This is a genomic window from Geoanaerobacter pelophilus (genome assembly GCF_018476885.1).
Classification (GTDB): Bacteria; Desulfobacterota; Desulfuromonadia; order Geobacterales; family DSM-12255; genus Geoanaerobacter; species Geoanaerobacter pelophilus.
Genome location: NZ_JAHCVJ010000001.1, coordinates 862910 through 877376 on the forward strand (window position 1 = coordinate 862910; position 14467 = coordinate 877376).

General features: G+C 54.4%; 13 protein-coding genes. 8 read left to right on the top strand and 5 right to left on the bottom strand.

Annotation, left to right across the window (positions count from 1 at the left end; genetic code table 11):
• Positions 1-64 precede the first annotated feature (64 nt).
• From trmB to KI809_RS04010, 6 genes are all read left to right on the top strand, one after another.
• Entirely contained in the window at positions 65-700 is a 636-nt protein-coding gene (trmB, locus tag KI809_RS03985) for a tRNA (guanosine(46)-N7)-methyltransferase TrmB (protein WP_214170196.1), read from the top strand.
• Positions 697-1911, top strand: a complete 1215-nt coding sequence (truD, locus tag KI809_RS03990; protein ID WP_214170198.1) for a tRNA pseudouridine(13) synthase TruD — start codon at positions 697-699, stop codon at positions 1909-1911. The genes trmB and truD overlap by 4 nt, the downstream gene beginning before the upstream one ends.
• A 134-nt stretch (positions 1912-2045) precedes the next feature.
• Positions 2046-2372 carry a DUF4212 domain-containing protein gene (locus KI809_RS03995; protein ID WP_214170199.1) on the top strand — a complete coding sequence of 109 codons (327 nt, stop codon included), beginning with the start codon at positions 2046-2048 and terminating at the stop codon, positions 2370-2372.
• A complete protein-coding gene (locus tag KI809_RS04000) occupies positions 2365-3900 on the top strand; it encodes a VC_2705 family sodium/solute symporter (protein WP_214170200.1) in 1536 nt (511 codons plus the stop codon). Before KI809_RS03995 ends, KI809_RS04000 begins: the two co-directional genes overlap by 8 nt.
• 25 nt (positions 3901-3925) lie before the next feature.
• Positions 3926-5128 (top strand): putative nucleotidyltransferase substrate binding domain-containing protein, encoded by a 1203-nt coding sequence (locus KI809_RS04005; RefSeq protein ID WP_214170201.1) that lies wholly within the window; start codon positions 3926-3928, stop codon positions 5126-5128.
• A gap of 26 nt (positions 5129-5154) precedes the next feature.
• Positions 5155-5949: a sugar phosphate isomerase/epimerase family protein gene (locus KI809_RS04010; protein WP_214170202.1), complete on the top strand. Its 795-nt coding sequence runs from the start codon at positions 5155-5157 to the stop codon at positions 5947-5949.
• A 44-nt stretch (positions 5950-5993) separates the two neighbouring features.
• On the opposite strand, the gene KI809_RS04015 is transcribed toward KI809_RS04010, so the two are convergent.
• Positions 5994-6449, bottom strand: a complete 456-nt coding sequence (locus tag KI809_RS04015) for a universal stress protein (RefSeq protein WP_214170203.1) — start codon at positions 6447-6449, stop codon at positions 5994-5996.
• Between the two features lie 292 nt (positions 6450-6741).
• On the opposite strand from KI809_RS04015, the gene KI809_RS04020 reads away from it, so the two are divergent.
• The gene (locus KI809_RS04020) at positions 6742-7524 is read left to right on the top strand and encodes an IclR family transcriptional regulator (RefSeq protein ID WP_214170204.1); all 783 of its coding nucleotides are present in this window, start codon (positions 6742-6744) and stop codon (positions 7522-7524) included.
• Between the two features lie 50 nt (positions 7525-7574).
• Here KI809_RS04020 and coaE read toward each other — a convergent pair whose 3' ends face one another.
• On the bottom strand, positions 7575-8186 hold the full coding sequence (gene coaE, locus KI809_RS04025) for a dephospho-CoA kinase (protein ID WP_214170205.1): 612 nt from the start codon (positions 8184-8186) through the stop codon (positions 7575-7577).
• A gap of 111 nt (positions 8187-8297) precedes the next feature.
• Between coaE and KI809_RS04030 the strand changes: the two genes are divergently transcribed.
• Positions 8298-8702 (top strand): OsmC family protein, encoded by a 405-nt coding sequence (locus tag KI809_RS04030; RefSeq protein WP_214170206.1) that lies wholly within the window; start codon positions 8298-8300, stop codon positions 8700-8702.
• 15 nt (positions 8703-8717) lie between these two features.
• On the opposite strand, the gene KI809_RS04035 is transcribed toward KI809_RS04030, so the two are convergent.
• From KI809_RS04035 to KI809_RS04045, 3 genes are all read right to left on the bottom strand, one after another.
• Entirely contained in the window at positions 8718-10367 is a 1650-nt protein-coding gene (locus KI809_RS04035) for a flagellar assembly protein A (protein WP_214170207.1), read from the bottom strand.
• 91 nt (positions 10368-10458) lie between these two features.
• Complete coding sequence (locus KI809_RS04040; protein ID WP_214170208.1) at positions 10459-11598, bottom strand: aminopeptidase; 1140 nt, start codon at positions 11596-11598, stop codon at positions 10459-10461.
• A 2-nt stretch (positions 11599-11600) separates the two neighbouring features.
• Positions 11601-14126, bottom strand: a complete 2526-nt coding sequence (locus KI809_RS04045) for a PAS domain S-box protein (RefSeq protein WP_214170209.1) — start codon at positions 14124-14126, stop codon at positions 11601-11603.
• Positions 14127-14467: the final 341 nt, after the last annotated feature.

A 14467-nucleotide genomic window follows, 5' to 3' on the forward strand; every position in this document is an offset into this window, starting at 1 on the left:
CCTTTCAGTTACGCTCGGCTCTGTGGTATGTTCCCTCCATCACACCGCAGGAGAGTCTTACAGCATGCAGACCATGATCAAAATCAGTTCCCCCTGTTACATCCCGGCAGAAAAACTCCCGGCACCGGACGGCTGGAGCGCCTTATTCGGCGCGGAACGACCGTTGGCCCTGGAAATAGGGTGCGGTATCGGCGACTTCATCGCCAAGACCGCAGTTGACCATCCGGATAGCAACATCATTGCCCTCGACTATTACAACAAGGGGTGCGATAGCACCTGCCGCCGCCTGGACCGTCATGGCGTGACCAATGTCAGGGTGGTGCGGATCGAGGCGCGCCAGTTCATTGCTGAGCGGCTGCCCAAAGGTTCTCTTTCCGCAGTCTATATCAACTGCCCCGACCCCTGGCCCAAGAAGCGCCACCGGAAACGGAGGCTGGTGAGCCGCCAGTTCATGGAGTTCCTCCGCGACTACCTGGTGCCGGGTGGCAATTTCTATTTTGCCACCGATTTTGACGACTACGGCATTGATGTGGCCGGGATGATGCCGTCGGTCGAGGGCTTTGAAAACGCCCTGGCCCCGGATCTTTTCCGTCACGAACTGGCAGGATATCACCTCTCCAAGTACATGAAGAAATTCATGGCTGAAGGAAAGAACATTTACTTTATCAACTACCGGAAGAAAATGACGGGTGCCCTGTGAATTCTCAACCAACCGCAAACAGCTACCTTACCGGTGACATCCCCGGCAGCGGCGGAGTCATCAAGGAGAGTGCCGAAGATTTCCTGGTTGAGGAAATCCCTTTATACCAGCCGACCGGCGAAGGTGAACACCTCTACGTGGAGATCGAAAAAAGGGGGATCACCACCCTGGAGGCGATCCGCCGCATCGCTCGGGTCCTGGCCATCCAGGAACGGGATATCGGCTATGCCGGGATGAAAGACGCCAAGGGGATCACCCGCCAGACCCTTTCCATCCCGCGGGTCAAGCCGGAGCAGTTTACCGGGGTAGAAATCCCGGGAATCCGCATCCTGTCGGCAATCAGGCACCGGAATAAGCTGAAGCTCGGCCACCTGGCAGGCAACCGCTTTCGCCTGGTCATCAGAGGCGTCGCTGCTGGTGCCGCTGAACGCGCCAAAGCAGTTCTCGGGATTCTGGCCAAGCGAGGTGTCCCCAATATCTTCGGACCGCAGCGCTACGGCATTCAGGGCAACTCGCACCTGATCGGCCGCGCCCTGCTCTGCGGCGACCACCAGGGAGCAATCGACTCCATCATCGGCGATACCTCGGCAATTACCGACGAGCGTTGGCAGGCGGCGATCGAGGCTTACCGGCGCGGAGAATTGGCGACAAGCCTCGGTCTGTTTCCCAACAGCTGCCGCACCGAGCGCGACATCCTGCAAAGACTGGCAGACCGGCCGGACAAGCCGGACAAAGCGCTGCATGCCCTGAACCCAAGGATGAAGTCACTCTATCTTTCCGCCTGGCAGTCAGCACTGTTCGACAAGATGGTTCGGCAGCGCATCAACGCGCTCGACCAGCTGGAAACCGGCGACCTTGCCTGGAAACATGTCAATGGCGCCTGTTTCCTGGTGGAAGATGCGGCAACAGAGGCACCGCGTGCTGCTGCCTTTGAAATATCGCCGAGCGGGCCGCTCTTCGGCGCCAGCATGACCTGGCCTGGCGGAGAGGTGAAACTTCGGGAAGAGCAGGCCCTGGCAGCGGAAGGTCTGACCCCGGCCGGGCCGGCCAACGGCTGGCCGCAAAGAGTTGAAGGCGCGCGCCGTCCATTGCGGGTGCCGCTACTCGATTGTAGTTCTACTGCCGATGGCCCCGACTTGGTGGTCGGCTTCACCCTGCCGAAGGGATCATACGCCACCGCGGTGCTGAGAGAAGTGATGAAAGACTGGTAGTTGCTTGGACAACCTTTGTTTTACTGTTAAAATGGCGTATACGCTTTTATAGTTGTCCCGCATCTCAACCAGAAATCGGCTGCTGAGTGGCACTGGGATCATTGATCTTGTGCGCCGATGAACCGGGAGGCTTTATGCAACATCACGAAGAGATGTATGAAGTGAACCCCTTCAAACCGAAGGAGGGCTCGATGGTCGATGAATTGGCCGTTATCGTTGCCATTCTGGTGGGGTGGGGGCTGCTCAACTTCGGCTTTCAGGCGCTGCTGTCCCTGCTGGCAGAATCGGCCACCGGAGACGGAATGCTGACCCGCCTCACCTTTCTCTCGTTCCCGTTCCATTTCTGGTTTACCGGCCAGTTTCTGCCGCTCTGGTTCGTTGTTCTCTGCGTGATCTTCAACCTCTACACCGACCGGGTTACTGAACGCCACAGCCACAGGAGAGACCGCACCTATGAGTGACAGCGGCGCCAACCTCTGGCCGATTATCATCGTTGCCGGAGTTCTTACCTCATTCATCGTGGTCGGCCTGATCAACAAGTCCCGTGAAGGCTCGGACTACCTGTTCGCCGGGCGCTACATCGGCCGGATCGGCGGCGGCGCGGCAATTGCCAGCAACTGGATGAGCGCCGCCAGCTTTCTGGGGATGGCCGGGCTGATCTACCTGAAGGGATACTTTGCCCTAGCCTATGTCATCGGCTGGACCGGGGGTTATGTCCTGCTGCTGGTGCTGATGGCCGGCCAAATTCGCCGGTTCGGCAAATACACCGCCCCGGACTTTGTCGGTGAACGTTACGGCTCCTCTACGGCCCGGATTATCTCCGCAGTAGTGTCAATCGGCATCTCGCTTATCTACATCATTGCCCAGCTCAAAGGCATTGGCATGATATTCGGCTGGCTCTTCGGCCTGGACTACTCACGCGGGCTTTTGCTCGGCGCCGGGGCAATCATCTCGTATGTCGTCGTGGCCGGAATGCTGGGAGTTGCCCGGAACCAGCAGATGCAGTATTTCGTACTGATCGTCTCTTTCATCGTGCCGCTGATGTACCTTGCCCACAGCCTTGGCTACTTCTGGCTGCTGCCCCAGTTTGGCTACGGCGTGGCGATCCAGGACCTGGCGCGCGAGTTCCAGGTGAATCTCAGCGCCCCGTTTGCCAATGGCACGCTCTTTCAGTGGGTTGCGCTCTGCTTTACCCTCATGGTTGGCACTGCCGGGCTGCCGCATGTCCTGTCACGGTTCTATATTGTGCCCAACGTGCGTGACGCGCGCTGGAGCGTGGCCTGGGGACTGTTCTTCATTGCCTTGATTTACTGGTCCGCCCCAGCCTATGCCGTGTTCGCCCGACTGATGGAAGCAAGCGCCGGCATGCCCGAGCCATCGGCATCTGCGCGGCAGATGGCCGATATCATTGTCATCAGGTCTGCGGTCATGGGACAGGTGCCGGTCTGGATGGTCGGCATCCTTGCCGCCGGAGCCACCTGTGCGGCGTTCTTTACCAGCGCCGGGCTGCTGATTACCGGGGCCTCGTCATTTTCCCATGATATCTACTACCGCGTACTCAATCCGCACGCCTCTGAAGGCTCAAAGATGGCGGTGGCCAAGGGGGCGACCCTGGTCTTAGCTGCCATCGCCACCCTGTGCGCCATGAAGCCGCCGGGGATGATCGCCGAGATAACCGCAACCGCTTTTGCCCTGGCAGGGAATACGATCTTTCCCGCCTTCCTGCTCGGAATCTGGTGGGGTCGGGCCAACGGCAACGGCGTGGTCGCCGGGATGCTGACCGGCATGGTCCTGACCTTTGCCGAACCGCTTTTCGGCAGGATCTTTCCACTGGCGGCCACCATCTTCCCGTTGACCTCCTCGGCACTGTGCGGCGCTCCCATTGTCATCCTGGTGATCATAATTGTTTCCATGCTCACCCCGCCACCTCCTGAAGCAATGCGGCAGTTCCTGGCCAGAGAAGTACACGGCCGCCTGGAAAGATCATAGCTGAAAACCTTTACTGGAGTGATGAATGGCACTAATTCTCGGCAGCAGGGACGGCGACATCGTTAACAGCAAGGCCATGCAGGAACTGGTGGCAGACCTTGACCGGATGATTGCTGACCAGGCCGCTTACCTGATGCCGGAGCAGCATCGCTCCCTGGTTAACGGCATTGCCCAAAACCTTCTGGAAGAGCAGGAATGGGAAGAACGGTTCGCTGCACAACTAGACGACGCACTGGCCGCCCTGGAAAAGGCGCCCGATATCGCCTCTCTGCAGCAGCAGTACCTCTCTGCGGTTGACAGCGCTACCAGCTATTTCGCCCGCCGACAGTCAGTGCTTTCCATGCACCGGTTTTGCAGCCAAAGCCGCGATATCATGATCCACTGGGCAATCCGATCAGGGCTGGCTACTTGCGGAGAAAGCCCGGCACCTTTCGCAATTTGCGCCCTCGGCAATTATGGCCGTCACGAGACGACCTTCTCGTCTCGATGTGACCTGTTGCTGGTTTACGGTAGCAGCGACCCCTCGGCTGAGCAATGGTTTGCGACATTTAGCGGGAAGGTATCAGCAATCCTTGACCAGCTGGAGCTTTCGGCAAACTTCATGAGGCTGGATGATCCGGAATGGTGTGGCGACATTGGTTTGTGGAAGAGCCGCATTGCCTCCCAGGCAGGCACACCCGATCCGTCAAGCGAGACCGTTGCCCTCTGTGATCTGCGGCCGGTTTTCGGCAGCCAGGAACTGGCACTGGAACTGCGATCAATGGCAGTTCGCTCACTCAACAGCGATCAGCTTACTCTGATGGCCGCATTGCGGAGCGCTTCCATTATGCCGGTGGGATTCAACTTTTTCGGCAGATTGAGGATGGAGAAAAGCGGCAGCCACCGGGGCGAATTCAACCTTGTCCAGTTTGCCCTGAACCCGATGGTGGTGACTATCCGCATGATGGCAATACAGAAAGCCATCAGCGACACAGCCACATCCGACCGGATCAGCAAGCTGCTGGCAGCCGGTGAGCTCGGGGTTGACCTTGCCGCCAAATTGCTGAAAGCATACCACGACTTTCATCGAATCAAGATGTCAGCTGAAGTGGCGCACAAGGGTAACGAGCAAGACGGCTTCTATCTCGAACGGGAAGAGATTTCCCACGATGACGAGATCTGCCTGAAACAGGGGCTCGACGCCCTGTTCAACCTGCAGCGGATCGTCTACCAGAATGTAGAAGGATGATTATTCCGCCTGGAGAATGTTTATAAATGCTGATATCCATCTCTTCCGGAACCCTGTTCACCTTCCCCATCAAGCGAATTTTCGAAATCGCGGCCGAAATCGGTTTTGATGGCGTGGAGTTGATCATCAACCAGGATTTCCAGAGAGTAAACAGCAGAAAAGTGGTCTGTGAACTAGCGGCAATTCTGCCGATTCACTCGATACATGCCCCATTCATGCCTCTGGACGGTTGGGGAGGGCCGGTGGATGCCCTGAAACTTTGCGTGGAGATTGCCGCCGACTGCGGAGTACCGCTGGTTAATTTTCATCCAGCCTCATGGATGGGGCTTGAAGCCGGTTTCTGGCGCTGGATGTACCGGGTCAGGGACTACCAGAAGGAGGTGGGAAAGGAGAATGTCACCGTAACTATTGAGAACATGCCCTGGGTTGGCCGGTTCAAGATGAACCCATACATCCTCTCTGATACCGGGGCAATGATCGAATTCATCCAGGAACGAAATCTGGACCTAACCTTCGACTGTACGCACATGGGTTCAGGCAAGACCAATTTCATCAACGACTTTTACCAGTGCTACAATACCGGACGCATCAAGAATATTCACTTTTCCGACTACGGTCACGGCAAGGAACACCTTATCCCCGGGCACGGCATACTGCCGCTGACACGATTCCTCAACCACCTGCGCAACACTGAGTATGACTACACCTTGACCCTGGAACTCTCGCCCCATGAATTCCCGCAGGACGAGGAGATTATCATTGCCAGCCTGCGGGAGATCCTGCTTTACCTGCGCTGTGAAACCGAGAAATTCGCCCCGTAACGCACCTCTGACGTCACACTATCAAGTCCCTGGCAGAAAGGGCTTCATCCCCGCACAACGTAGACCGAGCATTTGGCGTTCTGCACCACCCTGTTGGAGACGCTCCCCAGAACCTTTCTCTTGATAAACCCCTTGCCGGAACTCCCGATCACGATGACATCCACCTTCTCACGGTCGGCCAGAGTCAGAAGTTCATCGGCCGGATCGCCATAAGCCACCCTGATATCCAGAGGGGTTGCAGATTCTTCCGCATTTTTCTGAATGACATAAAAGATCCGCTTGCGGAGATCATCCCATTGATCGGTCTGAGTTACCGGCGGTGCAGGGACAAAATCAGTGAAAGTGCTGCGCGGAGCGTTCGGCAACACCAAAAGCGCAATTATCGTGCTCTTATATGGCCCCTGATTTGAGGCTGCCATTCTGACAGCCTCTTCGGCGGCTTTGTCTGATATCGGCGAGCCATCAATGGCCACCAGAATTTTTTTGGGCAAGTTAAGCATCAAAATCTCCTATCAAACGAGGCGTCCACTGATCTGCAGCCTTGGATGAATAAAAAGTCGGGTATTTGCACTTGACAATTATAAAACATTATTCTACATTTTCAAACAACATTTACCATTAGAATAATGAGTAGTTCCGAACAACAGTCGGCTGATTATTATACCAGCAATCAGGGGAACATGTAGTCAAGTAAAACAATCCGCAGAACTCTTGGCACCTGTTTTTGTCTTGACATCTAACTAGCTTCCGCCTATAAATCAAAGGTTTTTGAATCCGTACACAGGTGAAAATATGGCTAAAAAAGAAAAATCCGAATATATCATCCAGGCAGTTGATCATGCGCTCGACCTGCTTGAGCAGTTTCACGACGACGTTGACGAACTTGGGGTAACTGAGCTCAGCAAGCGGCTCAAACTCCATAAGAACAACGTGTTCCGGCTGCTGGCGACGCTTGAGTCAAGAAACTATATTGAGCAGAACAGGGTCACAGAGAACTATCGTCTCGGCTTGAAGACCCTGGAGCTGGGGCAAACTTTCATTAAGCAGATGGGACTGCTCCGCCAATCCAGGCCGGTCCTTGAGGCTCTGGTCAAAGAGTGCAATGAGACTACCTACGTTGCAATCCTGAAAGACTTCCACATCGTGTACCTCGATACCGTGGAAACCGATCTGACCGTACGGGTCGTGCCGCGGGTCGGATCACGCCTCCCTGCTTACTGCACCGCCGCAGGCAAGGTGCAGCTGGCATATATGACCGACGAGGAACTTGACAACTATCTGCCGGGAAAAGAGCTTAAACGCTATACCCCTAATACCATTGTCGACAAGGATGAATTCAGGAAGCTCCTTGCCAAGGTTGCCGAGCAGGGGTATGCGGTTGACAACGAAGAGCTCGATGCCGGTGTTCGCTGCGTTGGCGCCCCGATCCGCGATTATACCCGTCGCATAATCGGTGCAGTCAGCATCTCAGGACCTTCCATGCGCTTCACTGATGAAAGAATCGAGAAAGAGCTTATCCCTCTGGTCAAAAAAGCCGGTGAAGAGATCTCCACAAAACTCGGCTACCACAAATAGTAATAACCAGGGGTTTTTTGCCTGACGGTAAAAAACCCCTGAACCAACCCCTAATTCCCTGTCCCTGCTGCAACTACCTCGCGTTGCCACACCTCCCTGACTTGACGCTCTGTTTCCTCCCATGGGCCGCTGTTGTTGATGACAATCTTGCCGTATTTTCTTTTTTCTTCCATCGGCAACTGGCTGGCAATGCGCTGCTGCGCAGCCTCACGAGAAAGATGGTCCCGCTGCATCAACCTTTCAAGTTGGCTTGTACTGTCCAGATATACCACCCAGACCTCGTCCACTCGATCAACAGCCCCGGCCTCAACAAGAAGTGGCGCCATATAGACAGCCACTCCGTCCCCGGCATTGCGTAAAGCGGACAACCGCTCTTCGGCCAGGTCTTTTATGGCAGGATGGACGACCGCTTCCAAACGCTTTCTCGCCCCACTATCACTGAAGACGATCCTGCCGAGCCGCTCACGATCAATATAACCGTCAGCATGCACGATTTCCGAGCCGAACAATTCAACGATTGCCAGGTACGCGGGGGTGCCGGGCATAACGGCATCCCGCGCCAACTGATCAGCATCGACCACAGAGGCCCCCAGCTGTTCAAGCAATCGAGCCACGCTACTCTTCCCCGAGGCAATGCCACCTGTCAGACCAATGATCCGCATACACCCTCCGCAGAAATATTTCCACACCCAATGATCGGTGTCAACCTGGACGGTTGAACTGCCAGAAAAACCTGTCATCATTAACTTAAGAAGCGTCAGAGAGGAGATCCGATGGAAATGCTTATAAGACTTGGCACCGGAATGAAAGTAACCGCAGAGTTTGACAATTTCAGCATTGTAACCGACCAGCCGCCATCGTCCGGTGGGGACGGGTCAGCACCCACTCCTTTCCAGCTGTTTCTGGCCTCGCTCGGCACGTGTGCCGGGGTCTACATTGCCTCATTCTGCCAACAACGGGGGATCAGTAGCGAGCGGATAACGATTCATCAGAAAATGGAGCACACGGAAGGCGAAGACGGCAAGAAGAGGCTGGCCAGAGTTTCCCTGGAAATTCGGGTGCCAGAGGATTTCCCGCAAAAATATCACAATGCCTTGATAAAAACCGCTGAACTTTGTGCCGTCAAGAAAGCGGTCATGGACCCGCCGGAGTTCTCAATCTCAACGGTTGTTGCCTAGTTCCGCAACCAATAATCAAGAAGAGGAAGCAAGCACAAGCTCTTCGCCGACAACCATGAATGTGCCGCCGAACTGGTCGTCTTCCACAAGAAAATGATGCTCGCCGATCTTGACCGACACCCCGTAGAAGATGTCCCGCTCGACCTCTACGCAGGCATCGGGATCAGGGGTCAACTGCTTCTGCAACCGTTTCTTTTGCCCGAACAGTTCCGCAAGGTTCGATTGCAGCTCCTGATAGCCATGTTCTAACTGTTGGCTTCGATCCGCGGTAAACCGCTCCGGGTGTTCCCGGCAGTAAACACGATCCTTTTCTATCTCTTCCAGTTCTTTTTCCTTGGCTTCAATGAGCTGCTGCGTCTCTTTGAGACGTTCGCTTACCATCGGCTCGACTCCGACCTCAATCCTAGTCTGAACGCTTGCCCGGGAACCGACAATAATCGCTTTGATCTTCTTACCAGCCCGGCAGCTACCACCGATCAGGTGCCCCTTTTTCGAGCCATCTTCGCCGATCTGAATCTGACCCGATGCCGTAAGCTCGCTCTTCATGGCCAGTTCCTTGATCTCTATGTCCGCCGCTGACTCAATAATCGCATTCTCGACAAACAAAGCTGCGACATTCCCTTGGGCCTTGATCACTGCATGCTCAGACGGGTGCTCCGGGTGTGCCGCTTCCAGCCCATGACCGATAACACCACCCATGACAGTAACATTTCCCTCGCAAATGATGGTTGCTGCTTCCACAACCCCCTTGACGCTCACATCACCGGCAACTCTAAGCTCCATACCCTCTTTGACATCACCTTCAACCTCTACGGAACCGTCAAAATGCAGGTTTCCGGTAGAGAGATCAACATTCTTGACCTTTATGACCGGTTCTATCGTTACCCCATCGGGCACCAGCACTGGCATCCCGCCAATTTCGGCAAGCAGCAGGTCTGGGTCTGCCGGGTCAAAACAGACCCCGGAAAGATTGTCGGCAAATAACAGATCGACACCATCTTCAGCCGCCAAAGGTTCCCCGGTCACATCCTCACCGGGCACCCCCAGCGTCGGTGGAATCCTTCGCATGACCGGCGTGCCTGCCTTTACGCTGATGATGTCACTGATGTTGCGATAATCCACAACCTCTGTGTCAGATTCTTCGGGCACATGCTCGGCAACTTCCGGCAACAGGCTCAGCAATTGAGCATTTTCCCCGTTTACCGGCGGACGCCCCTCGGCTATTACCAGATTCTCCGTCTCGCGCCCTGACATAAGGGCAGTATCGATCCGTTCAGGTAAGATGCCACTGACGATATGCATAGAATTGAGGGTTTCGAGGATCTTTTCGCGGGCTACCGGGATGCCGCCGTATGCCGGGGAAAGATTCAGCATCGCGGACATGCGGTCAGGGGCGAGAGAGACCGTAAAGCAGCCGTCACGTCGTTCCCCGATATCAAGAGTAAAGGCCTCGGTCGCTTCGTTGTAACGCTTTTTAAGATCGCCGGAGGCGTGTTCAAAGATGAAAAAGCCGGTTGCCGCCCGCTGGGCATCAAGCGCATGCTTCAGCCAGGCGAAATCAACCGGCACCACTGGTCCGTCAGGCTGATAGTCAACCTGCAGCCGATTATTGTCTTCGCTGAGATGAAACTTCAACCCGCGGCCTTGCAGATTCTCCTCATCCATAGCCGACACTCTCCCTGTCTTTTTGTGCTAAGGGATTCAGCAGTCCTATGTATCCTGTATCGGTCGATAAGCAGCCGTCTTTAGCGGATTTTCATCCAACCAGCAGGCCTCCGTCCTTTAATAATGGGACCTCCCTGCCGTCAGCGAACAGTGCCGTCAGAGTCGGTCGAAAAAAGATGTAGTCTTCATGGTATGGCACCTGGACATTACCCCCAAAACCGGAGTTGTCTCCCAGGGCGATATGAATGGTACCGAGGATCTTTTCGGCCTCCAGAATATTATCCGGCCGAGTTGCCCGGTCATTGGTTCCGATACCAAGTTCGGCAATATTCCTGGTGAGCGGATTGGCGGCAAAGGTATCGGCTAAGAAGCCGGCAAGGAGGTCGTCTCCTTCGACACTTACCGCAATGCCGCCTTCAACCGTCACCCTCACCGGAGCATCAAGTTTTCGCGAAGGGGCATATTCCAGCACCATGACCCCGCTGCTCGTCCCCTCGACCGGGGCAAGATATACCTCTCCCGCAGGTAGATTGCCGAAACTCCCCGGTGCAGAAAGCATTCCGTCATCGCCGGCAGCATTTCTGCCGCTGCAGCCAAAAGTCATCCGTGTCCCGTTCGGAGTGGAAAGCCTGATTTCCACAGCCCCTTGAAGGGCAGCAGCAAGAAGCTCAGTGCGAAGCTTCAGGCGGTCCCAATCGACCTGCATCGATCCGAAAAACATATCAGGGTCAAAATGCGGCAGGCTGGCAAAGCGGCACCCGGCAGCATTTGCCAGAGCCCGGAACCTGGTGTGACTCGTGGAGTTATTGGCAAGGGCCACTACAATATCAGCCACGTCATTCCTGCCGGCAACCACGATAGCCGTTGCCGCTTCCAGCTCAGCGTGCCCGGCGGTCTTAGAGATTAAAGGCTCCAGAAGGCCCTTTTCCTTAAGCCGATCCATATTTCGATCGCCAAACACAGCCAGCCACAGCGCCGCCGGTGGTTCCACCCCGGAACCGGACGTGGCCGGAAAGCCGACAAATGTGGCATTGCCGTATTTGTCTGAGGCAAAGTCTGCAGCCCTCCCTGCTACTTCAAAAAGCTTCCTGCGGCGCTCTGTTTCCACGGGCCCCGGCATCTCATCATCGCGGATCAGATCACTAAAGACAACAATCCGCTCTCCACGCTTAACTCCCATATTAACCTCAAACAGCGAGGCAAACGCATCGTTAAAACTGCCATACTGCATGTTCAGGCCTCCCGGCTCTCAAAAGATATCTTCTTAATGACTGTTTCCAGGTCAGAAAGCCGGTACGGCTTCTGAATAAACCCGGAAATCCCTTTGCCCAGAAACCGCTGCGTCACTTCCTGCTCGTTATAGCCGCTGCTCATGATAACCTTGAGGTCCGGCCTCAGCTTCCTGAGCTCGGTAAAGGTCTGCTCTCCGTCAAGATGCGGCATCATAAGATCTATGATAACCAGCGATATTTCGGGATGCCGCTGGAAGACATCGAGTGCTTCTCTGCCGTCTAAAGCGGTTATCACTTCAAAACCGAGCATTTTCAGCATTTCGCTGCCAATATCGCACACTGTCTCTTCGTCATCGACAAAGAGCACCAGGCCTCTACCCTGCCAGCTTTCCCGGGCATCCCGAGTTTCATTCGCCTGCTCTTCAGGTTTACTGGTCGATGGCAACAGGATCTTGAACACACTCCCTTGTCCAGGCTCACTGTAAATCTTTATTAACCCTTTGTGACCCCTGATTATGCCAAGCACGGCAGCCATCCCGAGGCCACGCCCGGTAAACTTGGTGGTGAAAAACGGGTCAAAGATCCTCTTCATGGTCTCCTTGTCCATGCCGCATCCATTATCAGAGACTTCGACATAGACATATACACCACCGGGCAGGTTATCTTCCAGCCACACGTCCCGCAGGAAAGCACTGTTACACTCCATGCTGCCGGTCGCAATGGAAATGACTCCACTCCTCTCGCCGATAGCCTCTGAGGCATTAATCACGAGGTTCATGAGCACCTGCCGGAGCTGAGTCGCATCAGCTTCAACCAAGGGAAGAGGTCTCGTCAGGCTAAAACTGAGCACCGCCTTCTTCGAGATCGACACCTCCAGCATATGCCCCATCTCTTCAATCAGCCTGTTCATATCGATCGACTCGATGACAAACTTACCTTTGCCCGAATAGGCGAGCATCTGGCGTGCCAGGTCGGTTGCGCGAGTAGCAGCGCTTTCGATCCGCCGCAGGTTTTCCACAATTGGCGATTCCGGACTGATCTGCATTAAAGCAATATCGGCGTTGCCAATAACGGCAGTAAGGATGTTGTTAAAATCGTGTGCTATCCCACCGGCCAAGACCCCAAGGCTTTCCAGTTTTTGCGAATGGCGCATTTTATCTTCAAGCAGCCGTTTTTCTTCTTCAGCCCGTTTCCGCAATGTCACGTCGGAAAAGATTGTGGCAAAGCCTTCATCCTCCCACTTTATGGCAGATATCGAGAAATACTTCCCCATCGACTCGAAATAAGTCTCAAAGTTCAGGGGAGCGCCGGTCGAAATCGGCGTCAGGAACTCATCCAGATAGGGCGGCGACTCGGTACTATAAGCTTCGGTGGCAAGTTTGCCAATAACGGTACTTCTCGAAAGGCCGATGATACTCTCATAGGCAGGGTTAGCATCGACAATGCGGTAGTTTACAATGGCACCAGTGCTGTCCCGCACGATGCGATGCAATGCCACCCCTTCGCCCATATTCTCGAACAGGGAGCGGAATTTGCTTTCACTTGCCGCCAGCTCCCGGAGCGCCTGCCTCCGCTCACTCATATCCCTGGCTACGGCGCAGTTATACTCCTTGCCCTGAAACTTGACAAAATTGGCCATCACCTCTACATCGATGAGCCTGCCGTCCTTGGCCCTGTGAATGGTTTCAACCCTCTGGCCCCCTTTCTCTGCAAGCTCCTGCCAATGCTCCGACCACTTGCCTGTAGGGAACCCGGGGTCAATATCCATAACCGACATTTGCAGGAACTCTTCTCGCGAGTAGCCAAGCATCAAGCATGCAGCATCGTTTACTCGACAGAAACGCCCCTCGTGATCGAGCCAGAAAATAGAATCGACAATCCGGTCCAGAGAAAATATCGCCATCTGCAGTTGCTCATCCTTCTCGCGCAACACAGCTTCAGCATGTTTACGCTCTGAGATATCGCGGACAAAACTGTAGAATATCCCTCCCCGGTCACTACTGTAGTTGACGCTGGCCTCCAAATCCAACAACGAACCGTCACTCCTGCGATGCACGGATTCGAAACAGTCATAGCCCTTATCAATGATTGCCCGGCAATGCTCCACAACCTCATCGCTGCTCTCACAGGCTTCGACATCCGAGATTTGCATCGACAGGAGCTGTTCACGGCTGTAACCCAACATTGAGCAGTAAGCGTTATTGACCTCGAGAAACCTGCCTTCCATGTCGCTCACATAGAAACCGTCGCGGGTGGTGTCGAGGATGGTCTTCAGCTCCTTAACCACTCCGATCCGTGCCGCCAGACGCGAGATCAACCCGTACAGAAGAATTGCCGTCACCAGCACAAAAAACCATCCTTTGATGGTAGCTAGTAACGTTATAAGTTCCTTGTCGGTGACAAACTGTGAGAGCATCCGGTCGGAGAGCAGAATCCACAGGCTGGAGACAACAGAATATATCAATACTATCTTGAATGCCGGTCTTGACGGGATGTATCGCGCGGTTGCGCCTCGCTTATCAGTCATATTGACTCCCAGTCTGCACCTCCAAAGTCAGAGGTGTGCCGGTTGCTGCAAGAAAATGGTCTGCCAGAGAATCGCTAACTCATGAAAGAAGAACGAAGCGTGTGTTACTATTAATAATTCATAGAAGTGAATTGTCAACGCCAATAAAATAATGGCAATAACCAGATTAGCCACTGAGATAGGCGCCTTACTGATAATCATACTCACATGTATCCTAAACAGCCATCAGATAAATATGAAAGATTTTGTCCGGCTGATTCTGAACAAACTCCAATGGACTTTATTTTTAGCTTGATTAGACAAGGCGTGTTGTGCTAATAGTTGCATACTGTATACACAGG